Origin of the sequence: Arthrobacter sp. CAL618, assembly GCF_000468215.1 — a bacterium.
Taxonomy (GTDB): domain Bacteria; phylum Actinomycetota; class Actinomycetes; order Actinomycetales; family Micrococcaceae; genus Arthrobacter_D.
On record NZ_ASZW01000053.1, the window covers coordinates 1 to 24739 of the forward strand.

At 61.0% G+C, this 24739-nt stretch carries 27 protein-coding genes and 2 pseudogenes; 14 read left to right on the forward strand and 15 right to left on the reverse strand.

Going from position 1 to position 24739, the window contains the following annotated elements:
- Positions 1-79: 79 nt before the first annotated feature.
- Positions 80-1227, forward strand: a protein-coding gene (locus K728_RS0102990; protein ID WP_116779319.1) for an IS3 family transposase whose coding sequence is annotated in 2 segments (ribosomal slippage) — positions 80-344 and positions 344-1227 — 1149 coding nt in all. Because the reading frame shifts where the segments join, the coding sequence is not laid out codon by codon here.
- On the opposite strand, the gene K728_RS0102995 is transcribed toward K728_RS0102990, so the two are convergent.
- Entirely contained in the window at positions 1213-1746 is a 534-nt protein-coding gene (locus tag K728_RS0102995) for a hypothetical protein (RefSeq protein WP_024475797.1), read from the reverse strand. The genes K728_RS0102990 and K728_RS0102995 overlap by 15 nt on opposite strands.
- A gap of 231 nt (positions 1747-1977) precedes the next feature.
- On the opposite strand from K728_RS0102995, the pseudogene K728_RS22995 reads away from it, so the two are divergent.
- From K728_RS22995 to K728_RS0103010, 3 genes and pseudogenes are all read left to right on the forward strand, one after another.
- A pseudogene (locus K728_RS22995) lies at positions 1978-2379 on the forward strand (AAA family ATPase); the annotation flags it as partial.
- 240 nt (positions 2380-2619) lie between these two features.
- Positions 2620-4404, forward strand: a complete 1785-nt coding sequence (locus tag K728_RS0103005; protein ID WP_237742076.1) for a DUF4143 domain-containing protein — start codon at positions 2620-2622, stop codon at positions 4402-4404.
- Positions 4405-4560: 156 nt separating this feature from the next.
- Positions 4561-5295 (forward strand): TIGR02391 family protein, encoded by a 735-nt coding sequence (locus tag K728_RS0103010; protein WP_024475799.1) that lies wholly within the window; start codon positions 4561-4563, stop codon positions 5293-5295.
- A gap of 111 nt (positions 5296-5406) precedes the next feature.
- On the opposite strand, the gene K728_RS0103015 is transcribed toward K728_RS0103010, so the two are convergent.
- The 13 genes from K728_RS0103015 to K728_RS0103080 form a co-directional block, all read right to left on the reverse strand.
- Positions 5407-5979: a recombinase family protein gene (locus K728_RS0103015; protein ID WP_024475800.1), complete on the reverse strand. Its 573-nt coding sequence runs from the start codon at positions 5977-5979 to the stop codon at positions 5407-5409.
- 139 nt (positions 5980-6118) lie between these two features.
- On the reverse strand, positions 6119-7024 hold the full coding sequence (locus K728_RS0103020) for an AAA family ATPase (protein ID WP_024475801.1): 906 nt from the start codon (positions 7022-7024) through the stop codon (positions 6119-6121).
- Positions 7011-8492 (reverse strand): Mu transposase C-terminal domain-containing protein, encoded by a 1482-nt coding sequence (locus K728_RS0103025; RefSeq protein WP_024475802.1) that lies wholly within the window; start codon positions 8490-8492, stop codon positions 7011-7013. The genes K728_RS0103020 and K728_RS0103025 overlap by 14 nt, the downstream gene beginning before the upstream one ends.
- 12 nt (positions 8493-8504) lie before the next feature.
- Positions 8505-9068, reverse strand: a complete 564-nt coding sequence (locus tag K728_RS0103030; protein ID WP_024475803.1) for a recombinase family protein — start codon at positions 9066-9068, stop codon at positions 8505-8507.
- Between the two features lie 253 nt (positions 9069-9321).
- Positions 9322-9894 carry a hypothetical protein gene (locus K728_RS0103035; RefSeq protein ID WP_019483742.1) on the reverse strand — a complete coding sequence of 191 codons (573 nt, stop codon included), beginning with the start codon at positions 9892-9894 and terminating at the stop codon, positions 9322-9324.
- A gap of 1150 nt (positions 9895-11044) precedes the next feature.
- The gene (locus K728_RS23000) at positions 11045-11377 is read right to left on the reverse strand and encodes a DUF3040 domain-containing protein (RefSeq protein ID WP_084442800.1); all 333 of its coding nucleotides are present in this window, start codon (positions 11375-11377) and stop codon (positions 11045-11047) included.
- 186 nt (positions 11378-11563) lie between these two features.
- Positions 11564-12031, reverse strand: a complete 468-nt coding sequence (locus K728_RS0103050; RefSeq protein ID WP_024475805.1) for a succinate dehydrogenase hydrophobic membrane anchor subunit — start codon at positions 12029-12031, stop codon at positions 11564-11566.
- Positions 12028-12612 (reverse strand): dTMP kinase, encoded by a 585-nt coding sequence (locus K728_RS0103055; protein ID WP_019483738.1) that lies wholly within the window; start codon positions 12610-12612, stop codon positions 12028-12030. Before K728_RS0103055 ends, K728_RS0103050 begins: the two co-directional genes overlap by 4 nt.
- Positions 12609-12824 carry a hypothetical protein gene (locus tag K728_RS0103060; protein WP_019483737.1) on the reverse strand — a complete coding sequence of 72 codons (216 nt, stop codon included), beginning with the start codon at positions 12822-12824 and terminating at the stop codon, positions 12609-12611. The genes K728_RS0103055 and K728_RS0103060 overlap by 4 nt, the downstream gene beginning before the upstream one ends.
- 142 nt (positions 12825-12966) lie before the next feature.
- Positions 12967-13299 (reverse strand): helix-turn-helix transcriptional regulator, encoded by a 333-nt coding sequence (locus K728_RS0103065; protein ID WP_019483736.1) that lies wholly within the window; start codon positions 13297-13299, stop codon positions 12967-12969.
- 70 nt (positions 13300-13369) lie between these two features.
- Positions 13370-13567, reverse strand: a complete 198-nt coding sequence (locus K728_RS20010) for a hypothetical protein (protein WP_019483735.1) — start codon at positions 13565-13567, stop codon at positions 13370-13372.
- A 32-nt stretch (positions 13568-13599) separates the two neighbouring features.
- Positions 13600-13962 (reverse strand): helix-turn-helix transcriptional regulator, encoded by a 363-nt coding sequence (locus K728_RS0103075; protein WP_019483734.1) that lies wholly within the window; start codon positions 13960-13962, stop codon positions 13600-13602.
- A 58-nt stretch (positions 13963-14020) separates the two neighbouring features.
- The gene (locus K728_RS0103080) at positions 14021-15202 is read right to left on the reverse strand and encodes a TerC family protein (protein WP_019483733.1); all 1182 of its coding nucleotides are present in this window, start codon (positions 15200-15202) and stop codon (positions 14021-14023) included.
- A gap of 268 nt (positions 15203-15470) precedes the next feature.
- Here K728_RS0103080 and K728_RS22315 point away from each other — a divergent pair, with 268 nt between their 5' ends.
- The 9 genes from K728_RS22315 (at position 15471) to K728_RS0103125 (ending at position 20971) form a co-directional block, all read left to right on the forward strand.
- A complete protein-coding gene (locus tag K728_RS22315) occupies positions 15471-15602 on the forward strand; it encodes a hypothetical protein (protein ID WP_272944176.1) in 132 nt (43 codons plus the stop codon).
- 101 nt (positions 15603-15703) lie between these two features.
- Entirely contained in the window at positions 15704-16543 is an 840-nt protein-coding gene (gene heR / locus K728_RS0103090) for a heliorhodopsin HeR (protein ID WP_019483732.1), read from the forward strand.
- Positions 16544-16786: 243 nt separating this feature from the next.
- Positions 16787-17428 (forward strand): DUF2975 domain-containing protein, encoded by a 642-nt coding sequence (locus K728_RS0103095; RefSeq protein ID WP_133185560.1) that lies wholly within the window; start codon positions 16787-16789, stop codon positions 17426-17428.
- Positions 17421-17690 (forward strand): helix-turn-helix domain-containing protein, encoded by a 270-nt coding sequence (locus tag K728_RS21715; RefSeq protein ID WP_024475809.1) that lies wholly within the window; start codon positions 17421-17423, stop codon positions 17688-17690. The genes K728_RS0103095 and K728_RS21715 overlap by 8 nt, the downstream gene beginning before the upstream one ends.
- A 356-nt stretch (positions 17691-18046) precedes the next feature.
- Complete coding sequence (locus K728_RS18255; RefSeq protein ID WP_024475810.1) at positions 18047-18340, forward strand: hypothetical protein; 294 nt, start codon at positions 18047-18049, stop codon at positions 18338-18340.
- Between the two features lie 142 nt (positions 18341-18482).
- Positions 18483-19004, forward strand: coding sequence for a GNAT family N-acetyltransferase (locus K728_RS0103110; protein ID WP_035746941.1), 522 nt, complete (start codon positions 18483-18485; stop codon positions 19002-19004).
- A gap of 104 nt (positions 19005-19108) precedes the next feature.
- The gene (locus K728_RS0103115) at positions 19109-19408 is read left to right on the forward strand and encodes a hypothetical protein (protein ID WP_024475812.1); all 300 of its coding nucleotides are present in this window, start codon (positions 19109-19111) and stop codon (positions 19406-19408) included.
- Between the two features lie 23 nt (positions 19409-19431).
- Positions 19432-19917, forward strand: coding sequence for a hypothetical protein (locus K728_RS0103120; RefSeq protein ID WP_024475813.1), 486 nt, complete (start codon positions 19432-19434; stop codon positions 19915-19917).
- Between the two features lie 109 nt (positions 19918-20026).
- Complete coding sequence (locus tag K728_RS0103125) at positions 20027-20971, forward strand: oxygenase MpaB family protein (RefSeq protein WP_024475814.1); 945 nt, start codon at positions 20027-20029, stop codon at positions 20969-20971.
- A gap of 958 nt (positions 20972-21929) precedes the next feature.
- On the opposite strand, the gene K728_RS0103135 is transcribed toward K728_RS0103125, so the two are convergent.
- Complete coding sequence (locus K728_RS0103135; RefSeq protein ID WP_024475816.1) at positions 21930-22358, reverse strand: hypothetical protein; 429 nt, start codon at positions 22356-22358, stop codon at positions 21930-21932.
- Positions 22359-22923: 565 nt separating this feature from the next.
- Between K728_RS0103135 and mobF the strand changes: the two are divergent.
- Positions 22924-24120 (forward strand): annotated as a pseudogene (gene mobF / locus K728_RS21720) (MobF family relaxase); the annotation flags it as partial.
- Between the last annotated feature and the right edge of the window lie 619 nt (positions 24121-24739).

The following is a 24739-nucleotide window of genomic DNA, read 5'->3' on the forward strand; positions in this document are numbered from 1 at the left end:
TGGTTGGGTCCCCGGGTAGGAGTCCAGTGATTATGTGAGTTTCGCATCCGATAATGGGTGCAGGAGGAAATTCACCGATATGGCACGTAGACATACCCCTGATCAGGTCATCGCGAAGGTCCGGCAGGGCCAGAAGATGCTCAACGATGGACGGCCGATGATTGAGGTCGTGAAGGAACTGCAGGTTACCGAAGCGACCTGGTACCGGTGGCTGAACCAATACGGTTCCGAGCACAACGCCGGCCAGACCAAAGCGGTACGGGAGCTCGAGAAGGAAAACGCCCGGCTGAAGAAGCTGGTTGCGGAGAAGGAACTGACCATCGACATACTCAATGAGGTGGCGCGGGGAAAATTTTGAGCCCGGAACCTCGGCGGCGTGCGGTGCGCATGGCGCAGGAGAAGTTCGGGGCGTCCGAAAGACTCGCCTGCAAGATCCTGGGCCAGAACCGTTCCGCGTTGCGCAAGGGGCGGCCGGTCGCGAGCTTCGAAGACCACCGGCTGCGGGTCGATCTGAGGGCTGTTGCGGGGAAGCATCCGGCGTGGGGGTGGCGGAAGGCGCGCTGGCACCTACTCAGCCAGCCAGCCTGGCATGGGGTGGCCTTGAACGCGAAGCGGGTGCGCCGGCTGTGGCGACTCGAGGGACTTACCTGCAAGCCCAGGGCGCGAAAGAAGCGACGGACTGGGCCAGGGGCTGGTGAGCAGAAGCGGTTGGCTGCCCAGTATCCGATGCATGTGGTCAGCTTTGACTTCCAATCCGATGTGACCTCCTGCGGGCGCCATGTGAGATTCTTCAACGTCATCGATGAATACACCCGTACCGCCCTGGCCATCATCCCGCGGCGGTCTTTCACCGCGACGGATGTGGTCGCGGTGCTCGAGGACATCATCGCCGAAACCGGTGTCGTGCCGACGTATGTCCGCTCGGATAACGGGCCGGAATTTACCGCCGCGGCGCTGATCAGCTGGTGCCAAACCGCGGGGGTGGAGACCGCTTTTATTGACCCGGGGTCGCCGTGGCAGAACGGGTACGCCGAGTCATTCAACGCCCAATTCAGAAGGGAACAACTCACCGGGGAAATCATCGACACCCTGGCCGAAGCAAAGTACCTGGCCGATGAATGGAAACAGATCTACAATCATGAACGGCCCCATGGATCCCTCGATGGAATGACACCGTCGGCTTACTGGGAAAACTGGACCGCAGGAAACCAACTAGCTATCGCATAGCCACTGGACTGCTAACGGGGGCCCAACCAGGAAAATTACTTGGGAGACCGCATGCCGGGCATTTGCTCCAAGCAGAGGCTTGATGGGATCTCGAAGATCCGAGCTCTGCCTGATGTTCAACAGATTTGTCATCGGGCTGTTACCTGTGGCTCTATCTTGGCCAGCCACAAACAGTCGCAATGCAGTTTCGATGACGTGCTGCATCAAGGTGTAACTCTCAATAGAAGCCATGGTTCTGCTGCTGAGAGTGTCCCCGGCCGGGACGTCCAGTGCGAACTTCTTGTCTTGGAGCACGGACTGGAACTGTCCGAAGAGTGATGCCTGATCGGAGCGGTCCCACCTAACCGAACCGGGCTCCATGTCAACAAGTGCAATTATTCCCCAGAGCCGGCGTTCGAAATACTCTGCGGGATCAACCCTGTAGTAATTCTCCTTCAGTACCTCTTCAACCGCACCTGGCGTCGCCGATAATGCTCCCGTCCTGATCTGGTGAATGCTCAAGGGACCGTTCAGTGCCATCAGGCAAAACTACCTGACCATTCGACCCAAGACTCGATGTTCGGTGCGTCTAGCTAAGGTCAATCGTGTCCGCGACCCGTAGAAGAGGGGTGAATGCCGATGATGGGACATCTCGATGTGTGGGAAGCCGAGTTCTACCCGGCGATGCGAGGCTGCTTCAGCAGGCAAGGCATGAGTGCTTTCATGCATTCTATGTAGAATCTTTTACCCATTGCATGTATGATGGCAATCATGCACATACAGAGGTTTCTTCAGCCCACCCTCATTGAACAGATTGAGACTACCCCCGTAGTCATCGTCGAGGGAGCGCGTGCCGTTGGTAAAACTTGGCTCTTGCGGGAGCTGAAGAATGCAAACTTTGTCTCGGCCAGCTTCACGATGACTGACCCCACTCAACTAGCTGCAGCCTCCGAGAACCCGTTGGCTTGGCTGAGGAGCTTACCTAGGCCTTTTGCTATCGATGAAGCTCAACTCCTGCCGGAGCTACCAGTAGCGCTCAAAGCACTCCTCGACGAAACTGACGAATCAGTGCGGTGTGTCCTGACGGGTTCTGCGGCAATCGGTCAAACCGGACTAGGTGGAACGGATCCTCTCGCTCGACGTGCATCTCGATTAACCCTCGAACCCCTCAGTGAAGCCGAGATAACAGCCGCGGAGTCAGGCCCATGGTCCGTCGTTGATCAATTGTTCGACGGAATTCCTCAAACGGGCTTGTCAGTGCCCCTACCACTCAATTGGGAGGAGCGGATTATTCGCGGAGGTCTTCCCCGATACCGAATAATGAATGCGGAACGCTCGACCGCTACTCTGCATCGCCAAATTGGGCAAGATATCAGGTCGCTCCTGACCGACGACGTAATGCCGGAGGAAAGGATGGATTCACGTATCGCTCACGACGTCCTAACTCATCTTCTGATGCATCCAGGAGGAGAGCTGAATACCACGGCCATTGCCAGGTCAATCGGCATCGACGTTCGAACAGTCAACCGCTATATAGACATTCTCGAGCGTCGGTTCCTAGTAGACGAGCTTCCCAACTTTCACAGGCCGTCAAAGAAATCGGTACGGTCAACAGCCAAGTGTTATCCCGCTGACTCAGCACTCTCCGGATCGGTGCTTTTCGCTACTGATCGGACGATGGCCGAAGCCTCTACTCGAGGTGGAATGTTGGAAGCCCACGTTGTTCAGCAAATTAAAGCTCACCTTGGCTGGGCGGAAACCACCGTAACGCTGAGTCATTGGAGGGAGAACAAGAACGGCCGCACTAGCGAAGTTGACCTCGTGCTGCAGGATGCTCGAGGGCGTCTTGTCGCGATCGAGATAAAAGCATCCGGCGTCGTCTCTTCTAGCCATTTCAGAGGCATCCGCGCGTTCAAAAACTACTACGGAGATCGGTTCCACCGAGGATTTGTAATTGGTACTGGTGAACAAGCCGTTGCCTTCGACGACGATCTGTGGGCACTGCCCTTGAATGCGCTATCCCAAATCCAGTTGTGGCATTCACCCGAAGAAGCATCCGTCCAAAGCTCTGCTGTTGTTCCTCACCCCTCGTCCGGATTTCAGGAAGTAGATACCGTGCCTGTCCTTGAAGAAGCCAAAATATTTGTCAGCTACAGCCACCAAGACCAAGAGTCAAGCACTGGCGGTGACATCCGGCAGTTCGCGACGGACGTGGTTGACGCTCTCGAAGGAATACACGGAAGGACAGTCCAACTATTTCTTGATGTCAAAGACGTTCGATGGGGTGATGACCTATGGTCGAGGCTGGATGACGAACTGCAAGCATCTACCTTCTTGGTGCCCTTTATCACCCCTCGCTATCTCAAGAGCGAAGGGTGTAGACGAGAATTTACTTCCTTTTCCGAGGCCGCACAACGGAACGGTTCGGAACAACTTCTGTTGCCATTGATTTGGATCACGCCACCGACGCTTCATTCGGAAACGCTGACTGACCCAATCGTCGAACGGTTACAGGCAACTCTCCACCTCGATGTCACCGCAGCGCGCCGCGCAGACCGCGGTTCTGCGGACTACGCGAATCTTGTCGAGGTCGTCGCTGAGAACCTTGAGAAGATCATCGTAGACCGGGAATCAACCCCTGAAGCGGCGAACGATCTCAGCGCAGATCAGCAGCCAGAGGGTGAACCAGAACCGGGGCTTGATGAATACCTTGCGAATGTCGAAGAGCTGATGCCCCAAGCCGAGCGAACGCTCTCTACGTTTCTGGAGAACTTCACGGACCTAGCAGACGAATTGCAGAATACTATCGGCAGATTCCAGGCCCAGAATCCAACACAACTACGAGCTTCAATGGTTCTAGTCGGCAACACTCTAAAAGAACCGAATGAGCGGCTCACGGTCAGTGCACGTGCCGCCATCACTACGTGGGATCATCTCATGACCAATCTGAACCGGAGCCTGAGTCTGTACTCAGACATAGGTTCGCAAGAGGCTCCCCAGGATCTAATGGAAACCCTTCGCTCCATGGCCAATCAGTTAGAGGAAATGGACACTGCCGAGCTCGAAGGCATTGCACATCAGATGCCGAAAATGTCCAGCAAACTGGTGCCTACTTCTAAGGCTCTGCTGTCTGCTGTAGGGACGATCAGATCAATGGAAGCATCCCTGCGGTCATGGCTCTCGGCCATAGAAGATTAGGAGTGAGCGGTCGCGATGCTGTGGTCGAGTCACCAAGTTTCGGGTGGCACAACGTTCGCATCTGCGGTTGGCCCTGCTCGGCGCCATGGATTCGAGCCCTCGCCAGTTCGCCAGACCTCTAATAGTGCTGTCAGCATTAGAAGGCAGAATGGTCCCATGACCAAGTTAAACCCGGAATGGGCCGTCGATGAGATCGATTCCTTTCTGAACGTGACCGAACAAGTTCCCTATGAGAACGACGGTGGTGGCGTATTCTTCATTGGTTCACGTATGCGCGGCTCTGATATAGAGGCAGCACAAGGCGCTCACGTTGTAGAGCAAATTCTGGATAGGGTCTTACCTAGCTGGGCTAGAGGCCGCCCCGTGCCCGACAGCGAATACGATTGGCTCCGCGACCAAGTTTCACGGGCCAAGGTTGCCCTGCAGCGCTCTGCGGAGCTTGCTGAGAATCTGGGCGACAACGCTCCCGACATGGATGCAGCCAATCTACATCCATGGGCGTGGGAAAACGGCCGATCATATTGGAGTACTGGCCACTTCCATCAAGCAGTGATGCAAGCGGCAATTCGAATCAACGCAGAGACTCAGGCCAAGCTGAATCGCATGGATGTCTCCGAAACAGCCTTATTCAACGAGGCATTCTCATTGGACGCTCCAAAGAAAAATGGATCCCGCCTTCGACTGATGAAGGACGACGGTGGGAAGACCTACCAGAACCTTCACCGAGGCGCCAGAGCCTTTGCCGACGGGCTCTACACGGCAATACGTAATCCAGGGATGCATCTGCCCCCACAGGAGGATGGCGGAATCGAACAGCTTGCCCTCGAACAATTGGCGGCCTTTAGCCTGCTAGCTCGCTGGATCGATCAATCAAATGTCGAAACCGTTTGAACCGCGGCCCCGCTCGGGAAGTTTCATTCACTCCCACCATATGAGGATTTGTTTATCGCTGCGGACAACGTTGGACTTTGCGGATCGGCTTAGCCTGGGGCAGCCCCGGACCTAGGCAGTCCGTTGGACGATCCGGTACACCGTGCTCCTGGCGACTTTGAAGAGTTCGGCGATTTCGGTGGTGGTGTGTTGTCCTCCCTTATATAGGGAGATGAGGTGTGCTTCTTGGGACTTGGTGAGTTTGGGTTGTTTGCCGCGGAGTCTGCCTTTGGCTTTGGCGACTTGCATGCCTTCGCGGGTGCGGGCGCGGATGAGGTCTGATTCGAATTCGGCGACCATGGCGAGGACGTTGAAGAGGAGACGGCCGACGGGGTCGGTGGGGTCGTGGACGGATCCGCCGATGCTGAGCTTGATCCCTCTCTTGGTGAGGTCTTCGATGATGTCTCGGGCATCCGGCAGCGATCGGGCGAGTCGGTCGAGTTTGGTGATGACGAGGGTGTCGCCGGCTCTGCAGGCGGCGAGGGCTTCGCGGAGTCCTGGGCGTTCGCGGTTGGTGCCGGTGAGTCCGTGGTCGACGTAGATCAGGTCTTCGGGGACATTGAGTGCGGCAAGCCCATTGCGTTGCGCGGTGAGGTCTTGTTCGTTCGTGGAGACGCGTGCGTATCCGATGATGTGTCCGGCCATGGTTCTCACTGTAGCGCTAGAGTGACCTAAGCGAGACAGTTTCACGGGCGGGGTAAACGCGAATCTGAAAACCCAGGTTTCATATGGCATTTTTATCGTCTGTGAATCGCAGCGGTAAGTGGCGTTGTTTGCGCGGAATTCAGTGGCCGATGAGGAGTGCTTCGCGGGCGGCGTCGACAACCTCGGGGGTGAGTGTGTCGAGGTTGTTGAGGGCCTGGATGCGTTGGATTTGGGTGATGAGTCGATCAACGAGGCGGAAGTTCCCGGCGGTGATGCGGACGATGGTCGCGATCGCGGTGGTTTGTGCGAGGGGGTCGGTTGTTGTGGTGCTGGCGGGGAGTCGTTGGGTGAGGACGGCGGTGAGCTCCTCTGGGGTGAGTGGTCGGTATTCGTGGGCGAATCCGATGCGGCTGTAGAGCTGGGGGTAGCGGGCGAGTCTTTTCTCGATGCCGGGCATCCCGATGAGGATGACGCCCATGTGGTGGCGGTCGAAGTAGTCGCGGACTTGTTCGAGGCCAGTGGCCTTGAGCCGGTCAGCTTCATCGATGATGAGGAGTTCGGTGCGGCCACTCGATCGGGATTCGGTGTGGACGTAGGGGTCGACGACGCCGTGTTCGGCGTAGTCGACTGCGAAGGAGATCTGTTGGCAGGCTTTCGGGAAGCCGGTGTCGATTTGCCGGACGGTGGCGGCGACGGTGGGGGTGAAGAACGCTGTGCGCGCTTGGAGGACCGCGGGCGGCACGGGGCCGAGCTGGTCGGCGAACAGGGTGTGCCATTGTTCCCAGTCGTCGGCGGCTGCGTAGTGCCGGGCGGAAAGGGTTTTGCCGATGCCGGGCGGTCCCCAGCACAGCCCGATGTAGCGGTGGGTTCGGACGGCGTCGGCGAACTCGGTGAAGCGGCGGTGCTCCCTGGTACTGAGGAAAGGGGGACGGGTCGGTAGTGGTGGGGCGTCGTCGTTGACCTCGGCGAAGTCGCCGGTCAGGAAGCGGCGGCCGTCGTCATCTTTGCCGAAGAGGACTGTGTGCTTGGCGTTAGTCGGTCGCATAGAGACGCAATCTGTTCTGTCGGGGAGCTACCTCTACGGGCGGCGGCGCTGGAGTGGATTCCGCGTCGCTCGAGTCGGTCAGCCCGGTCAGGTGTGATGGATCGATCGGTGTGTAGCGGGTGTCGGTAGGGAGCGCGTCAGCGAGACTGCGGCGTTGCCGGAGTTGCTGTTTGAGCTCACGCCGGCGCGTGGCGCGGGCAGCCCGGAGCTCCTCTAGGGAGACGTGTTCGGCGGCGAGCTCGGGGGCGATAGCGCGGCAGAGGTACTCGTTGTTGAAGTAGACGCGGATCTCGCCGACATCGCGGGGGGTGAAGCGCACGGTGACATGCTCACCGACATAGGCGGCGAGGATGGGTGAGATGTATCGGGTGGAGGCGAACTGCACGCCGTCGCGCTGCACTTTCCGGGTGGCAGCTGCAGTGAGGAGGAGCAGGTCTAGGTCTTCGGGCCGGGCGGGGCTGCGCGGGATGAAACCGGAGGAGGCCCAACGGTGTGCGGGTGTGTCGCCGGTCTGGGAGTGATTGCGCTGGTTGTACTCGGTGACGATGAAGCGTTCAAGGATCCCGTCGAGTTGCTCGAGATTCAGCGACGGCGGTGAGACGGGTTTCCCGTTCGTGCCGTGGGGGATGTACCCGGGCAGGTGGGGCAGCAACTCGGTGGTGATCGTGCCGTAGAAGCGTTCGATCTTCCCGCGGCCCTGCGGGACGCCGACCTGTGAGTGGATGAGCTGAATGTGGGTGTCGAGGCACACCTGTTCGAGTCGGGCGGAGGTGAAGTCGGAGCCGTGGTCGCTGTAGAGGACATCGGGCAGACCGGACACAGGCCAGGCGGGATGCGTCTTGCGGTTCACGGCCTGATGCAGTGCCAGGGCGGTCTGCTCGGCAGTCGGGGCACCGAGGAACACGGTATAGCCGGCGACAGCACGCGAGTAGTCATCGAGTACGACGGTCAGCCACGGCCGCGCCGGGTCGCCGGCCTTGTCGAGGATCATGACGTCCAGCAGCGTGTGATCGGCCTGCCACTGCTCGTTCGGGTGGTCCGCGGTGCGACGGAAGGCCAGTTCGAACCTGTCCCGGTATGCGGCGTCCCCGTGATGGGCGAGGGTCCGCAGGCCCGGGTCGATGCCTGCGATGATCGCCCGGACGGTGGAATAGCTGGGCGCCGGGAGCCCGCGGTCGCGGGCGATGTCGGCTACCCGCCGGTGGATGAAGGCTTTGCTGGGTTCGGGCCGGCGAAGCGCCAAACCCTCGATAGTTTCCACGAGCTCTGCGGGAAGCCGCCTTCTACCGCGGTCACGCCGACGGGCTGGCCGGAGGCTGGTCGACGATGGATCGGTCCGGTACGTGCTGGCCCAACGGCTCAATGTCCGTAACGGAACCCCCGACTCCGCGGCGACACGGGTCCACGGAACGCCCTGGTCGTGCTGGCGCAGCAGGTCGATCTTGTCATGGACGCTGCGCCGCACCACGGTCGTCCGCCTCTATGCCCTGACGTCTTCGCCGAGATGGCGGTAGATCGTCCCACGCGAGACCCCGAACGTCTCCGCGATCTGCTGCACCGTGTATGTCTTCTCGTCATACATGGCCCGCGCCTGACGGATCTTCGTCGTACTCATCTTGATCCGCCCACCACCTTTACGCCCGCGAGCCCGCGCTGCAGCCAGGCCGTCCTTCGTACGCTCCACGATGAGATCGTGCTCGAACTCCGCGATCGCCGCGAGCATATGGAAAAACAACCGCCCGCCCGGAGTCGTCGTATCAATACCCTGCGAAAGCGCCTTCAACCCGACGCCCCGCTTCTCGAGCCCATCCACGACTTCCTTCAGATTCCGTACCGACCTGCCAAGTCGGTCGAGCTTCGTCACGACCAGGGTGTCACCGGCACGCAGATAGTCCAGCGCGTCATCGAGGGCTGGCCGCTTCGCAAGAACGCCGGAGGCGTGTTCGATGAAGACCTTTTTGCACCCGGCAGCTTCGAGCACATCGGTCTGACCGTCGAGATTCTGCTCCCGGGTCGACACGCGCGCATAACCAACAGCTGCCATAGCCCGAAACTGTACCGCGAACGTCGGTGACAGTACATAGGTCTCGGACACGGCCCATGGAACACGACGCACCGTTCCGAGTCCTCTTGCTGTTAAGTGTCTTATGGACGGTCGTTCGCGGACGCTGGCCGCGAATTGCTCCGTATGAGCGTAAAGATCTGGATCCGCGGCTCAGGATGAATGAATTCCTCGGTGCCTCAACAGGGACGCCCTTCGCGTGGCTCTGTGCGCAGCAGTTTCGATGGCTTCGCCACTATCCGGTGACCAGAGCTTTGAGGAGGGCGGCTGCCAGGCATAGTGCGGCCAGGGCCAAGCCCAGGATGAAGGTCTGAGGAACTACCCGTTCGCTTCGAAGATGTGCTACTACCCATCCCAGGCTGCCCAGTCGGACGACTGTGATGAGGATTGCCAGTTGCAGCGCAAACTCCGGGTCAATCCAGCCCACCAGTGCGGCGGTCATGAGAAGTGCGGGGCCGACCGCGGCTGATGCTATCGGTACTGCATGCCACGCCTCACGTTTGAGGTGCGACGTGGTTGCTTGGTCGGGTGCCGCTACCCGGATTCCGACGTGTTCGGCCAGCACGTGTGCGATGAAGGTTGAAGCGCCAGTGCCGATGATGTAGGTCAGAGCTTTGAAGGTGAGTAGGTCCTGTGGGTACAACGCGATAAGCGCAGCAAGGATCAGAATGTCCCCGTACACGAAAGCTGTGATCCTGCCCGAGGCGTCTTCCCTGCTGAGCGGCCGCTTCGAACGCAGGTGGAAAAGCTGATAGACCGAATCCCGGACAAAACGATATGTAGACCTCTTCAGGTGGTCCTGGTTCACAAACTGCTTCGCTCTCTCGTGTGTGGTGTCACGCGTGTGTCGACGCGATCGCCGAACGTCAGTGCACCGGAACCCGCCCTGCGTCGTCTGCCGTGCAGAAAGGGTTGTGGAAGACGCGATGAACGCATATCGCGTGGTCTCGCTGTTGATCTCCAGAATCCTGCCAAAGGCAGTGATGTAGAAGCGCAGCGGGTGCGACAGGTCTGAGGACAGATGAGTTAGGGCATATAGGGAGCGTAGTACGGTAGGGAGTCATCAAGGACAGGCACCAGTACGGTGAAGGAACCGCCCGCGTGAGTGACGGTCATTGGCACTACTGACCCTGCATCAGCGCCGGCTCGCTCAAAGATAAGCGGACCCGCACTCTCGAGACGAACCGAGTTCCTGCCGCGGACTAACATCCTTTCGGCTTCTCCCGCCACGGTGATCTCGAGCATAAGGTCCTTATTACCATCGTTGATGATGGTGCCCAGAACACGCCCAGGCTCCTCGGCGGACTCGCCAACAATCAGAATGTTCTGCAATCGGACGTTTCCGCTTGATTCGTGCACTCCGTTACTGGAGGAGTCTTTCATCCCTGTACCAATTGGGTTCGTGAACGAGCACCCACACAACGTCATTCCGAGCACTACAACACCGCCGATCGTTACAGCAGACTTAGCTCTTGTTCTCACCTGGGCTTGGAAGGCTCCTACACGCCGCGCTACGACCAAGGCATGATTGTGAGCTCGATTCCAAGGGCCAGGTAAAGGTGAACGCGGGTGCTGGGCCCTTGAGGTGGCGGCGGTCCATGTGCGGTCAGAACTGTTCACGCGAGCCTACTTCCAGTCAATTACTGCACCCGCTGGAGGTCTATCCCAGCCGCAGCATGCAGTCCTGTCCGCCGAAGAGTGCAGGGACTCTCGTTGCGACAACGAACTGGATATGGGGATGCTTCCCTCCATTACAATAAGTAAAGCAAACTTCACCTATTGTGGCTAGGGCCGCCGGCCAAGCTCACTCCAGGCCGTGGCCGTGGCAGTGCAGGTGCTGCGTTTCGCCTGTCTACTGTTCGTGCGTCGGACCCTGTGTTCTGAGTCGCTCCCAGCAGTACGGACGGCGACGGATCAGGCAGCGTACTGACATGAAGGTATCGTCCAGCTCGACCTTCTTAAAGGGGCTTCGTACTCGACTGCGGACCCGACGGACGTGTCGGACCCGGCGGTGATGTGTCCCTTTGTTCTGGTGGAGGCGGTGGTGTTCCTACGATGCCGCCGGCGACCATGATGACGAAACCGGCGACACCTATAGCTGGGGCGGACAGTGCTATGGAGGTGATCACGGTGAGCATCCCTACGACGATCATGATGAACGCTGCTTTGCGACGTCGTGGGGGGTGCGGGAAATTTGGGTGTTGCAGGCGCGGGGCGCGCTCAGAATCCTCGATCGCGAAACGCAGTTCGAGCTCCTCGAACCGGGAGCGTTCTTCGTCCGATAGTGCCATGACAGATTTCTCCTTACAGGTGTATTGGACCGGTCGTTGTTGGCCTCAGCATCGAGTTGGGTGAGAAGTCGACCGGTGTTGGCGGCACGAGCGGTCACTTGGTTGCCGATCGGCTGCCTTCGGCGGTTTCCGTGATCGTTTACGGCTTCGTGACATGCACGGCCAGACCTTGTGCCGGTGAGAGTTCTAGGGTGGTCCGGCCGAGCACAGCGCGGGAAGCGTGCTCGGGGAAGCTCCGGCGGGGCAGGGGTCGAAGGTGAAGATGACCAGGGAACCGAGTGCGATGATGACCGCGGTGCAGGTGTAGAGCACGGCTTTGAGCATCATGCGTGTCCGGGCGGTGTCGGTGTAGTCGTTGATGATGACGCGAAGCCCGTTGGTGCCGTGGAGCATGGCCAGCCAGAGCATGATCAGGTCGAACCATTGCCAGAAGGGGTGTGCCCATTTGCCGGCGACGAAGGCGAAGTCGATTTGGTTGATCCCGTCGCCGAGCACGAGGTTCACGAAGAGGTGCACGAAGATCAGCACGACCAGGAGGGCGCCGGACCAGCGCATGAAAAGCCATGCGATCAGCTCGAAGTTGCTTCCTGTCATCGATCGGCTGCGGGGTGCCCTGATGGGGGCCCTTGTGCCGTCGTTTCGGGGCGTGCTCATGAGGGGAGCCCCAGACCGCACACACCGAGTTCCTGCAGCATGGCCTCGACGAGTTGCCCGGCAGGGTTGCTGGCGTCGATGGTGATGAAGGACGGAAATTCTACGAGCTCCCGGTAGGCCTCGTCGAAGGCGTGGAGGTGCTCGAGGGTCTCGGTGTCCGCGGCCCGCCGTCGGATCCTGCTGTAGGCGATGTCGGGTGGCACGTCGAAGTAGAAGACGATGTCGGGGGTAGGCAGGGCCTTGGACAGGAAGGGCAGGAACCAGCCTGATTTCAGGCCCCTCGCTTGCCTCAATGCCGCCTGGCAGTACAGGTATCGGTCCATGATGACGACCCTGCTACCTGGCCGGGCGCGCAGGTGAGAGATGAGCACGTTAATGCAGCGGATACTCGTCTCGACAGTATCGAGCAGGCGCACCGGGGGCTTGATTTTCCGCCTACCACACCAGGCCGTGATGCTCCGCCGCCCAGAACTGTTCTTGGTGAAGACCGCAGGATACTCGGCCGCGCTAAGCTGCTGCGCGAGCATCTGCCCGGCCGTCGTCTTGCCCGCCCCGTCGATTCCGGTCAGAACGATGATCATGGTCCGCCACCGCCGCGCGGGTAGCGGAAGAGCGTAGGGACGGTAGAAACCAAAGCATTGATGCGCTGTTCCATGACCTGCAATGCGGCGTCCGCAGCGGTGTCAACAGTCTCGTCGATGCTCTCAGCGTTGCCCTGGCCTGCTTCACCCAGCCCTGATTCTCGTTCTGGTGATCGGTGATCAGACTGGAACAGGCGGCCCCCGTCGATCATGGCCTCTTTCCAATCCTCGTGTCCGCCGCTTCCTGCCCCTCGGAGACAAGGATCTCCCGACGATGCATGGCATTGCGGTGAGGTCGGGCCAGGACACCGGCCGGCAGTGACCTGATGCTGGTGGGGGTACGGGTGGGCGCTCTCACGTTCTGTCCTTCCGTGTCGTTGTAGCGGTTGATCCGAAGATCGATAGGAGTGCGTCGACTTCCTGATGAGCGATCGCTGGGTGGCGAAAGTGCTGGTGCGCGTTGATGACATAGCGTGTGCGCCGTCCTTCCTTGATGCGCTGCAGGTATCCCGTGTCCTCCAGGTCCTTCAGGATGTGCAAGGTGGCCCTGCCGGTGATCCCGACCCGTGCGGCTATGTCATCGACCAGGGCGCTCGGGTCCCCAGCGACCACGATGAGGACATGCCCGTGGTTCGTCAGGAAAGTCCACGAATGGGCGTGGGCACCTCGTTGCTCTGGTGGCGTCATTAACGGTTGCTCTTCTGCTGGTGTCGGCCTCGCGCGCGCCAGAGGTACTGCGCCGCTTCTGATCTCAGAGCTATTCGTCACTGTCCTCGTCCTGCCCGTCGTCTTGTCCGTCGTCTTGTCCGTCGGGGCTGCCGTCTTGGTTTTCGGCGTCTTCCTGCTCCTCGACTCCCGGTCCTTGCGGCACTTGCGTGTCGTCGCATCCGGTGATCAGCAACGCCCCTGTAAGGAGGAGCCCGGACCCGAGGAGGGCTGTTCTGCGGTGTTTCATGAGGAGTTTCCTTCTGGTCGTAGCCCGGGGTCCTAATAGCGTGTATCGGCTGGCGATTGAGTGAAGATCGCCAGGAGCGCACCGATCTCCTTGTGCGAGGTCGCCGGGTGGCGGAAGTGCTTGTGTGGGTCGATGGTGTAGCGGGTGCGCCGTCCCTCCCGCATCCGGTACAGGTACCCGGTGTCCTCCAGATCCTTCAGGATCTGCAGTGTCTTGCGTGGGCTGATGCCGACCGTGGCGGCGATGTTCTCGACCAGGGGGTGCGGGTCCGTCGCGACGACCAGCAACACATGCCCGTGCTGGGTGAGAAACGTCCACGGGTGTCGTCGGGCGGTGCGGCGGCTGGTGTACAGGTCGACTGGTGTGGTGGGTCGATTGGTGGGCGCTGATGGCATTGTGATTCCTTTCCTGGACAGGTTTTGTTACGAGTGAGGGATGACGACAGCTCGGTGGCTAGTGGCGCGGTGCGTCGAAGTGGTCACCGCTGGAGGAGCGACCCGGTGTGCTTTGATCACCGCTGTGTGCGGCATCGTCCACCGGATCCTGATCAGCGTCAGGTGCCGGCGCAGCATCGACTGATGCGGCACGCGAGGCGCCAGGTGATGGGGCCTTGGCTGTGGTTTCCCGGCGGGTTCGCTTCCACAGGGGCTCGAGTTCTGCCAGTTCCTCGGGTTCCGCGGTGCGGAAGGGCGCTTCGGCGGGCGCAGGTGGTTCATGGCGTCCCTGGCCGCGGGTCTTGATGAGGCTGGCCGCGATGGAGACGGTGAGGATGGTGGTGATGACGGCGAGGGAGATCGTGGTGGGGATGTAGTAGAGGTCGATCTTCAGGGCCATCTTGATGCCCACCCAGATCAGGACGATCGCGAGTCCGATCTTGAGGTACACGAAGCGGTGGATGAGGTCGGCCAGGAGGAAGTACATGGCGCGCAGACCCAGGATCGCGAAGGCGTTGGCGGTGAAGACGAGGAACACCTCGTCGGTGACGGCGAAGATCGCAGGAATGGAGTCCACGGCGAAAACGATGTCGGTGACTTCGACCAGGACCAGGACCGCTAGAAGCGGGGTGGCGAGCAGGATCCCGTTCTTGCGGATGAGGAACCGCTGGCCATGGAAGGCATCGGTCATGGGCACGTAGCGGCGGAAGAGTTTCAGGGCACGGGATTTTGAGGGGTCGATGTGTTCGTTACGCTGGATGAGCATCCGGTACCCGGTGAAGAGCAGGAACGCGGCGAACAGGTAGAGGACCCAGCCGGCGCTGGCGATGATCGCGGATCCGGCGGCGATGAAGATCGCCCGGAAGACCAGGGCGCCGAGGACCCCGAAGAACAGGACCCGGTGCTGGTACTCGCGGGGGACGGCGAAGAACGTAAAGATGATGGCCCAGACGAAGACGTTGTCCACGGCCAGGGACTTCTCGATGAGGTAGCCGGCGAAGTACTGCTGACCGAACTCGGCCCCCCAGAACCGCCACACGATGGCGCCGAACGCGACGCCGAAGAACACCCAAACAGCCGACCAGGCCGCGGCCTCACGGACGCTGATCACATGGGCTTTACGGTGGGCAACGAGATCGACGACGAGCATAATCAGGATGAAGCCGATGACGGCGAACCAGACCCACAACGGGACGTCCATGAATAAGCACCTTCCAGTTAGTTGTTGAACCAACTGGAGGTCTCTCCCGGCCGAGCGGAATCGGCCCTGTCCGCCGGAGGATGCTGGGATCCTCGTAGTGACGACGAACGGACAGGGGATACTCCCCTCCATGTACTGACAAGTGAAGCACAGTTCACCCATTATGGGAAGGGTTCTATCGACGACGTTCGCGTCCTGCTGTGCCGACTGCCTTGACGACGCTGGAGAGGAACCGCTCTTCGCCACGCTCTCTTACTGGAGGACTCAGATGAACCACTCGCCCTGGCGACCACCGGGAGCATGCTGCAACTGGCCGGAGGTGGGCGGTCGATCCGATGCGATGCTGCGGTTGGACCTGGACCTGGACCTGGACCTGGGCCTAGAGCAACAGAACTGCTGAAAGACTAATTGCTGAGAGACGAAGCATTCCTAGGCACACTGAATGGTCAATGTTAGCTTGATGGCCCCGGACGATTTAGGTTCGCTCTTATCAGGAGTGCCATGACCCGTGCAGCCCGCTCAAACTCAGACATCAGTCCGGCTGACGTGAGCGATGTGAGCCCTCATAGCTTCCGTCGACTGCGACGCATCAACGTCGTAGCCGGCTCGCTGCACCTCCTGCAGGCCGTGATCTTCACGATCATCCTGGCGATGCTCGACAACCAGGTCACGTTTCCCGTCACCGCGGACTACCTGGCAGGACCGCCCGGATTCCCGCTCCCGCCCGAGCGCGTGGAACTCTTCGCGGTCAACGTGGGCGCCGGCGTCGTGGTGTTCGTGGCACTGTCCGCCCTCTTCCACTTCGCGGTTGCCTCACCGGCATTCTTTCCGCGCTACGAAGCCGGCCTGAGGGTCCAACACAACTACTTCCGCTGGGTCGAGTACTCGCTAAGCTCGTCCGTGATGATCTGGCTCATCGCGCAAACCACCGGAATCACCGACATCGCAGCCCTCATCTGCCTGTTCGCCGTCAATGCGGCGATGATCGGCTTCGGCGCCCTTCAAGAGAAGTATGAGAGGCCCGGTAGCGGCAATTTCTTACCCTTCATCCTCGGATCACTGGCGGGGATCGTGCCCTGGATCGCCATTTTGATCTACTTCCTGTCCATCGGATCTACGAGCGCGGCGGAACCGCCCGCCTTCGTCTACGGGATCATCATCTCGCTGTTCCTGTTCTTCAACATTTTCGCCATCAACCAGCTGCTCCAGTACCGGCAGGTCGGTCCCTGGCGTGACTACCTGTACGGCGAACGCGCGTACATAATCCTCAGCCTCATCGCCAAGACCGCCCTAGCCTGGCAGGTGTTCTCCGGCGCGATCATCCCTGCCCTGACTAACTGAGCGGCACACCGGCGCTGGTGGGCCACCGAACGCTGCAAGAACCACGCCACTTATCGCTGCGATCCACATTTATCGTCGGGGGAGTGGCGAAAAAGTGTCGCGGTGAGGGACCGGCTTACGGACATGTCTCGTCACCCTAAGGAGGCTTCAAAACCCGGTTCGGATGCGTCCGGCCTTGTGGGAACGTGGATCCGGAGCGTATTGTTTATCGATAACACATCGAAAAACGATATGAGGGAGACCATGAGTTCTACTACAGCACCAGCGCGAATAGGACGAAGGACGACGAGACTGTCCGTGGTTATTGTCTGGATTGTCGCGATCCTCGCTGCGATCGGTAGCGCGCTCGAAGTGTTCAGCGTGATCGGCGGACGCGTGCTCCTTGCCTTCGGCGGAGCTGAGCCACGGCTGCCCTTAACCGCAATGCCCCAAATTGTCGAAGCAACGCTTCGTGAAGGAACGACCGGGTACCTCGTCGATGCCCCCTTCTGGTTGCGGGTCCTCGGCGCGACACCAGCAATGCTCTACATTCTTATTGCCCTCGTGGCGGCACTCCTCATCACTCGGGTCCTCCGAGGAATCGCCGCCAGCCAGCCATTCTCAAGTAAGGTACGACGCAGCCTGACAGTTCTCAGCCTCGTCTTCATCATCGGAGGCGTCCTCTACGGTGTTCTCGATACTATTGCCGGCCGAACCATTTTCGAGGTCTCCAGTATCTTCGGACAAGGCGACCAATTTCCGCTCGGAGCCGACTACGCTGGACTCGCTGTAGACCTGCCTCGCTGGCCGTTCTTTATGATCATCACCGGTGTCGTCAGCCTCGCCCTTTCCGCCGCTTTCAAAGCAGGTGCCAGGCTCGAGGAAGAGGCAGACGGCGTTGTCTGATCAACCAGGGCTGACAGCATCAGAAGGCGAACGCACGCGCGAGGAGCCGACGAAGCACCGCATCGAGTGCCACCTCGATTGTGTCCTGGCCCAGCGTGGGATGACGCTGACGGAGCTTTCCCGCCAAACCGGTATCACCATGGCGAACCTGTCGATCCTCAAAACCAACAAAGCCAAAGCCATTCGCTTCACCACACTGACCGCGATCTGCGACGTCCTGGACACCACCCCTGCGCAACTCTTCACCATCCGCCCCGGTTAAGAGACAACTCCGTTCCTCGATACGAAAGAGAGTGCAATAGCGGGACTGCCAGCAGTTCGATCTGGGACGCCCATTCCAAGCGCGGCATCTTGGACGCGCACGAGATCATCGAGTCCGAGAAGGCATTCAATGGGGGAGACCGGAAGCGGCCCTGAGATGAGTTATGGACAGAACGGCCAGAGAACGTCCGGACTGAACCCAGGTGTTGTACGAATTGAGCAGGCGTGGAACTGCCGGGCAAGTCCGACCAAAGATTAGTTAGCGCACCCGCCTATGCAGACCCCCGTATGAGTTGCAGAACCCAGTGTTGCGGTTAGGGATCCCTGACTTGGAATGATTTAGTGCATGCTGGTGGGATGCAACCGGACCGGCACAAGTGGAGAAATACACTCGCGGAGGTCATCTCGCTGATCAACGACTTGGATCCGTACGGCCTCGAGCCTGGCACTGCAGCTGGCGCACCGCAGGACGAGTACGAAACCGAGGCTAGCCCCATAGCCAGCTTGCTGCTCAACAACGGATCGGTCAGCAGGAACCAAATGGATGCAATCTGGCAGGAATGGTTCCACGAATCACTCAGCCAAGTCATCGGTGATGCGGAAGCGGAACGCTTCTGCGTCAGCCTCAACTCACTGAACGACTCAACCTAGCGTTCATTGCCGCGCATGGGTTGCAAGCTCCGTTGTCGCGGTGGGGGATCCCTTTTCGGACGCCCAAACCATGCGTTCCGAATATCCTCGACCGCGTAGTACGCGTGTTCGGCGAACTGAGCGGTCCTGCATAATGGCTTGCATGACGAATTCCGTACCGGTAAGGAAGGCGCTCCCAGCGGACGCACCCGAGTTGGTGAGACTGCGGCACGCGATGTTCCGTGCAATGGCAGAAGCTGGCGCCGCCGGCCGCGCACAAGACGTCGATGACACCTCGTGGTACCCAGCTGCGCAGGAGGCAATCGCTTCGCGTATCGCCCAGGGCACGTTTGCCGCCTTCGTCATCGATGAGAAGCCCGAAATCAACGACAACGACCGGAACAACCGACTGTCGGCCTGTGCGGTGGTGACGCTCGAAGATCGGTTGCCCGGGCCGGGGTTCCCACGAGGCGCCAGTGGGTCGATGTCCTCTGTTTTCGTGGCACCAGAGCAGCGCGGACGCGGACTGGCCCGTGCAGTGGTTGCGGCCGGATTGCCATGGCTGGACGAGATGAATGCCGAGGTCGTGGATCTCCACGCAACACCTGATGCTGCGCATCTCTACCGTTCCTTGGGATTCTCAGAGGCACGATCACTCGCTCTGCGCCGCCTAAACAAGCTTTAACAACAGCAGGTACTGAGGGCCCCTGCAAAGCCCCGTTGGGGGTCCTTCAGGTGAGTTGAGGAATCTCCCTCTGAGACCCAGTTTGCGGACCGGAAGGAGTCGTCGTGGTCCGACTCATTCGCTGGTTGCTCACCTTGAGCATCCGATACAGCTACCTGTTCGGTCGAGCCTTCCTCCGGTTGCCTTTGCTGCTGTTACCCATCCCACCGCGGGTGCGGAACCAGGTCGCCGGCGCTCTGGCGATCGCACTCTGGTTCTTCCTGCTGCTCGTCCCAGTTGCCGTCTCCGACAGCCCCTGGTGGGCCGAGTGGCTGGTCATAGGTGCAGCTGCACTGGTCATCGTCGGCGTGGTGCGGATGGAAGGTCGCCGGCTGATCGTGCGCCGACCGGCGCGGGTCCGATGACGACTTGGCGAAGGTAACCGGCGATGAGGCAGCGCAGGGGAGAGGCTGACCGGTTCTGGGAGAAAGTCATCAAGGGCCCGCGCCCGACTGACTGCTGGATCTGGACCGGCGCCGTGGCTGATGACGGATACGGGAGATTCTGGGTTACCCGCGACGGCGGACAGCGGGCCCTGCGGCCGCAACGCTTCGCCTATGAACATCTCACCGGGGAAATACTGCATTCCGGGATCGTGCTCATGCACGCCTGCGACGTACCCCTGTGCGTCCACGTCACGACCGGCAGGGACTCTCATCTGGTGCCCGGCACCCAGGCACTGAACATGCTCGACCGCTCCCAGAAAGGACGGCACGCTAACGCGTCCTCTTTCCGGTGGCGGGGCATCGGCCGCACCGAGTTCCACGGGCAGTCCGTTGAGCTGCGTACAGCACTCCTCGAGCACGGCTGGAACGAGCCGATCATCCGGCCCCTTCTCACCGGCCTCGACCCTGAAGCGCCAACACTCTTCTAACAATGCGAGGGCACCGCAGCCATCGGCGTGTCAGGGCCATGTTCTACGCTGTGTAGTGGAGTCCTATTCTGGGTGTCCGTCGTACCCGACCTACCGTCGTTGGAGCATCATGTCTGTGAGCTCGATCCCGCGCCCCGCCGAGTTGGCTCACCGCGTCCGCAGCGCGTTTCGTGCCCGGGTCTCCGGTGACCCCACCGGGGCGCCGGACTGGGTGCGCGACATCGCCCTGGTCGGAGAGGGACCTGGCTTGTTCGAACCCGACGGCGTCGTTTGGCAGGTCCACGGTGGCCTTTCCACATTGGTCGGCGGTGTCGCGGCCCTCCTCGGACAGGGCGCACACCCGCTGGCGATGGCCGGGGTCGCACGGCACTCCTCCTACCGCAGTGACCCCTGGGCACGCCTCGCCGGGACAGCGCGCTGGCTCACCATCACCACCTTCGGCTCCGAGGAACTCGCCGAGCGGGACTCGGCACGGGTCCGCCGCATGCACGGGCGGGTCCGCGGCACCACCGACGACGGCCGCGCCTACTCCGCCTCCGATCCCGCGCTACTGCGCTGGGTGCACTTGGCCTTCACCGACGCCTTCCTCGGGGCCCACGAGGCCGTTGGCCATGACCTTGCCCCGCGGTTCGGCCGCAACTGGGCCGACACCTACGTCGCCGACTGGTCCCGCAGTGCGCGGAACCTCGGAGCCAACGATCTCCCGGTCAACCGCCGAGAACTTGACGAGGCCCTGCGCGCGCTGGAACCCGACCTCGAACCCGTCCCCGCCGAACTCCTCACCTTCCTCTCCGCACCGGACGGGCTGAACCGAGCCGAACGGATCTTCTACCGCGGCATCGCAAGCGCCGGCGCGCTGGTCATCTCCCCGTCCGTGGCTCCCCTTGCCGGGGTGCCCGGCCGCGGCGACCGATCGCTCGCAAATCGCCTCAGGTTGCAGCGCACCCGCTTGCAGTTGCGGACCTTTCAGCTGGCCCTCGGGCCGCATAGCCCCTCCGTGGATGCAGCGCGCTACCGGATCGGCCTCGCCGGCCGACCGGACTGGCTCCACTAATCCTCAGCCGCGCCGACGTTCAAGGCGCAGTCTGTCGAGCTGCGCACAGCCCTCCTCGAGCACGGATGAAACGAGCCGATCATCCGCCCCTTACTCACCGGCATCGAGCCCACGGCTCCCACGCTGTTCGGATCTTTCGGTTTCGCGCAGCGACAAGGTCGAAAAGCCTGTATCAAGAATCAAGAAACGCCTATCCTCATCGGAGCTGTGCCACGTCCAACCCAAATACCCGAGCGCATCCTCAAACCGTTTCTGGTTCTGTGGGTCAACTTCGTTGACCACCATCATGACTCCTGACCCGTCGGCGAGTGAGATTCTGCCGACGATCCCTACGCCATCAAAAAAGGTTGCATCCGGCGGCCCATCTGAAATAAGGACTTCGAACTAGAGGGCCGAGCCTTCATGAGCTGGAGCCCACCAGGAGATTGCTCCACTCGAAGATTCCGGTTCTCTCTCCTGCGCTGCGCGTAGGTTCCTCGTCGGGTCCACGATAGAAACTGCTCGCCGCCAGTTTCCGCCGGTGAAGTCAGGTGGAGAGAGCTGCGCCAGCAGACGGTTTCCAGTGTGCCCTTGTTGTTCCCACCACTCGCGCGTGTAGGCAAGCCTCCAATGACCAGATTGATGCAGAGATAACTTGATCTGATTCATCCCTGAACGGCTTCCGATGTACAGGTCCCGTGTGCGACGCGAACTCTGCACCTTCCAGCTAGCGGAGCGGAGGCCCTCAGGATCGCCAACGGCAAAGCGCAACTCACCACCAGGTCCGACATTCGTTTCTGGTGGTAGCGCAGCGAATTCCGTCATCTGAGGACGATATCCGGTTGGGCTGCTCTTCGATACCCCAACCTGCGCTGGTTTCCGCTGGCTCACTGAGGCTCCGGTGCCGCGCACCAGGTACGCACGCACCGGCCGCGCTGCACGCCGACACGACCAGTGCTGCCCGCTGGAGCGTTACCCGCTAGGCGGCCTTCGTCTCGGCGGCAACCTGCTCCGCGACATCGTCCGCTGTTGCCGCCAGCGTCGGCTCGGTCCGCGCTTCTCCGGACGACGAGCTGGTGCCGGCACCGTCCAGGGCCCGCTTCATCTTGGCGGTACTGAGCCCGAGCCGGGCGGCGACCGCCGCGCGACTCTCGCCGGTGTCGAGCATCTGCTGCACCTTCGCGCCAGCTTCCTTCGCGGCCGCTTCCGCGTCCCGCTCGGCCTTCGCCAGGATCGCGTCAGCGCGCTCCCGTGCCTCGGCGCGGATTTGCTCTGCCTGCTGCTCCTGCTCGAAGAACTCCGCTGCTAGGTCGATCAACCGCTCGTGCCGCTCGGTCAATTCCTGAGCTTTCGCCCTCGCCTTTTCCCGTGCCGCTACCTGCTGCGCTGACTTCCTCGGTGCTGCCATGATGACTCATCCCCTTAACTCATCCTGCGTTCAAGACCTGTACCTGATACTGCGGCGGCCACGACCTGCGATCCGACGCACTTTCCCTGCCAAGCCTAACGGTTAGCGACCGCCCACCACGGAGCGATCCCGACCGATCACCAACCATGCCCGACGTCACCGCCGGCACCATGGAATACCCATGCGGACCTCGCTGACGCTCGGACTGGACCTAACCGACGTTGACCACACGTGGACAGCTCCGAGATAACCCAACGTCTCTATGCTGCCCACCCGGTGGATAACGTCCGTTTGCGGTTCCACACAATCGAACGCACGGTGGATAACGAAAAACCGTGTTACCCACCGCCCATTCTCATGTGCACAACCGCATCGAGATTCGATGGACCAATCGTACTTGTTTCCACGGCGCTCATCTGGGTTTCCTCCTCCGTCGTCACCATACGATTTCGCACCCTCCAACAGGCACAATCTGTCACACCTCTTGCATCTCGATAAATGAGGTCAACCCTGCCCGGCGTGCCGCCTCAAGTGGGGTGGGGGAGTGGGTGAGGATGGTGGAGTGATGACCGTCCATAAGCTCAGTGCCGGGGACGGCTACGCCTACTACACCTCCGAGGTCGCCAGCGCCGACGAGCTGCGAGCCGGGGGCCGCGAGCTGGGGGACTACTACACCGTCGAGGGCATGCCTCCGGGCCAGTGGGTCGGACACTCCGAGCAACTGTTGGGGGTCTCCGGTGAGGTTACTGAAGCGCAGATGAAAGCCCTGTTTGGCGAGGGCCTTCACCCCGAGGCGGCGAGTATCCCCGCCGCCGGCGGCAGCGCGAACGATATAAAGCTGGGCCAAAAGTACCACCAGTACGGGACGGCGGACACGACGATGACGCGCCGGATCGACGAGGAAGTGGCCCGCTTCCGGCGCACCAGCGGACCCGCGTGGAACGGCCCGGAGAACGCCGACAAGGCGCTGCCGACAGAGGTCATGCACGAGATCCGCTCCCGTGTCGGTGGAGAGTTGTTCCGTGACTCCCACGGTCGGAACGCCCGCAGCAACGAAGAACTGGCCCGGTACGTGACCGCGCAAACCACCCCGTCGAAGCAGACCGTCGCAGGGTATGACCTGGTGTTCTCGCCCGCCAAATCGGTGTCCCTGCTATGGGCGCTCGGCGGCGACGAAGCACGCAAAGCAGTCGAGGCTGCGCACAATGAAGCAATCAAAGAGACGATCACCTTCCTCGAGAACAACGCCACCTATACGCGCCGCGGGAAGAACGGTGTCCGCCAGATCGACGTCGACGGCGGCCTGGTCGCTACCCAGTTCCGGCACTACGACTCCCGCGCCGGGGATCCGCAGCTGCACGACCACGTCGTCATCGCGAACAAAGTCATGGGCGTCGACGGGAAGTGGTCCTCCCTTGATGGGCGCACCCTCTACAAGATGGGCGTCGCCGCGTCCGAGACGTACAACGCGAAGGTCATCGAGAAGGTCTGCGCATCCCTCGGCGTCAGCACCGTCGCCCGATCCACCGGTAGTGGAGAGCCCGTTTACGAGGTCGCCGGCATCGACCTCGACAGCATCCACCGAGCCTCCTCGAGGCGCACAAACATCGCCGGAGCGATCAACCGGCTCGAAACCGAGTTCACTTCACGGCACGGCTACGCACCGTCCGATAAGCAAAAGATCGCCCTGGCGCAGCAAGCTACGCTGGAGACCCGACCGGAGAAAAAGAGCGCCCGCCGCCTCTCCGAGCTGGTCGACGAATGGCAGCACGACTACAGCACCGGGCTCGACGGTGGGATGGGGATGCCGGTCGGGCCGGCCCTCCTCGAGCACGTTCGCAGTGCCGGCCCCGGCGTGCCCGCTGGGCCGAGTGTTGCTGAGCTCAACGTGCACGAGCACGCCCGTCAGATCGTGCACGAGCTGTCCGCCAAGCGCGCTTCATGGGGCCGGAACCACGTCATCGCCCAGACCCGCCGACACCTCAAAGAAGCCTTCCCCGGGCAGACCATCACCGACGAGACCGTGGAGAAGGTCACCCGCTCCGTCACCGGCACACACAGCCTCCAGGTCACACCGGAAGCCATCACCCCAAGCCTGCGCGAGTTCCATCGCGCCGACGGAACGAGCCAGTTCCAACAGGCAGACAGCGCCCTGTTCACCTCCCACGAAGTTCTGAACGCCGAGCACAGGATCCTCGCGGCCGGACAAAAAACCGTCATCCCGGCCGTGTCCATGGAACGCTTCGACGCAGTCCTGGCGAAGCACACCGAAGCTGCGGCCAAGAGCGGGAGGCCGGTCTTGTCGATAGGACAGATCGACCTGGCGCGCGCGTTCGCCACCGACGAGAAGCTGCTGACCCTCGGCATCGGACCGGCAGGAA

Excerpts from the sequence above, each read along its gene's own strand:
- K728_RS0102995 (WP_024475797.1), bottom strand. The coding sequence starts at position 1,746 with ATGGCACTGAACGGTCCCTTGAGCATTCACCAGATCAGGACGGGAGCA.
- K728_RS0103005 (WP_237742076.1), top strand. The coding sequence starts at position 2,620 with ATGGATTCACGTATCGCTCACGACGTCCTAACTCATCTTCTGATGCAT.
- K728_RS0103010 (WP_024475799.1), top strand. The coding sequence starts at position 4,561 with ATGACCAAGTTAAACCCGGAATGGGCCGTCGATGAGATCGATTCCTTT.
- K728_RS0103015 (WP_024475800.1), bottom strand. The coding sequence starts at position 5,979 with ATGGCCGGACACATCATCGGATACGCACGCGTCTCCACGAACGAACAA.
- K728_RS0103020 (WP_024475801.1), bottom strand. The coding sequence starts at position 7,024 with ATGCGACCGACTAACGCCAAGCACACAGTCCTCTTCGGCAAAGATGAC.
- K728_RS0103030 (WP_024475803.1), bottom strand. The coding sequence starts at position 9,068 with ATGGCAGCTGTTGGTTATGCGCGCGTGTCGACCCGGGAGCAGAATCTC.
- K728_RS23000 (WP_084442800.1), bottom strand. The coding sequence starts at position 11,377 with ATGGCACTATCGGACGAAGAACGCTCCCGGTTCGAGGAGCTCGAACTG.
- K728_RS0103050 (WP_024475805.1), bottom strand. The coding sequence starts at position 12,031 with ATGAGCACGCCCCGAAACGACGGCACAAGGGCCCCCATCAGGGCACCC.
- K728_RS0103055 (WP_019483738.1), bottom strand. The coding sequence starts at position 12,612 with ATGATCATCGTTCTGACCGGAATCGACGGGGCGGGCAAGACGACGGCC.
- K728_RS0103060 (WP_019483737.1), bottom strand. The coding sequence starts at position 12,824 with ATGATCGACGGGGGCCGCCTGTTCCAGTCTGATCACCGATCACCAGAA.
- K728_RS0103065 (WP_019483736.1), bottom strand. The coding sequence starts at position 13,299 with ATGACGCCACCAGAGCAACGAGGTGCCCACGCCCATTCGTGGACTTTC.
- K728_RS20010 (WP_019483735.1), bottom strand. The coding sequence starts at position 13,567 with ATGAAACACCGCAGAACAGCCCTCCTCGGGTCCGGGCTCCTCCTTACA.
- K728_RS0103075 (WP_019483734.1), bottom strand. The coding sequence starts at position 13,962 with ATGCCATCAGCGCCCACCAATCGACCCACCACACCAGTCGACCTGTAC.
- K728_RS0103080 (WP_019483733.1), bottom strand. The coding sequence starts at position 15,202 with ATGGACGTCCCGTTGTGGGTCTGGTTCGCCGTCATCGGCTTCATCCTG.
- K728_RS22315 (WP_272944176.1), top strand. The coding sequence starts at position 15,471 with ATGAACCACTCGCCCTGGCGACCACCGGGAGCATGCTGCAACTGGCCG.
- heR (WP_019483732.1), top strand. The coding sequence starts at position 15,704 with ATGACCCGTGCAGCCCGCTCAAACTCAGACATCAGTCCGGCTGACGTG.
- K728_RS0103095 (WP_133185560.1), top strand. The coding sequence starts at position 16,787 with ATGAGTTCTACTACAGCACCAGCGCGAATAGGACGAAGGACGACGAGA.
- K728_RS18255 (WP_024475810.1), top strand. The coding sequence starts at position 18,047 with ATGCAACCGGACCGGCACAAGTGGAGAAATACACTCGCGGAGGTCATC.
- K728_RS0103110 (WP_035746941.1), top strand. The coding sequence starts at position 18,483 with ATGACGAATTCCGTACCGGTAAGGAAGGCGCTCCCAGCGGACGCACCC.
- K728_RS0103120 (WP_024475813.1), top strand. The coding sequence starts at position 19,432 with ATGAGGCAGCGCAGGGGAGAGGCTGACCGGTTCTGGGAGAAAGTCATC.
- K728_RS0103125 (WP_024475814.1), top strand. The coding sequence starts at position 20,027 with ATGTCTGTGAGCTCGATCCCGCGCCCCGCCGAGTTGGCTCACCGCGTC.
- K728_RS0103135 (WP_024475816.1), bottom strand. The coding sequence starts at position 22,358 with ATGGCAGCACCGAGGAAGTCAGCGCAGCAGGTAGCGGCACGGGAAAAG.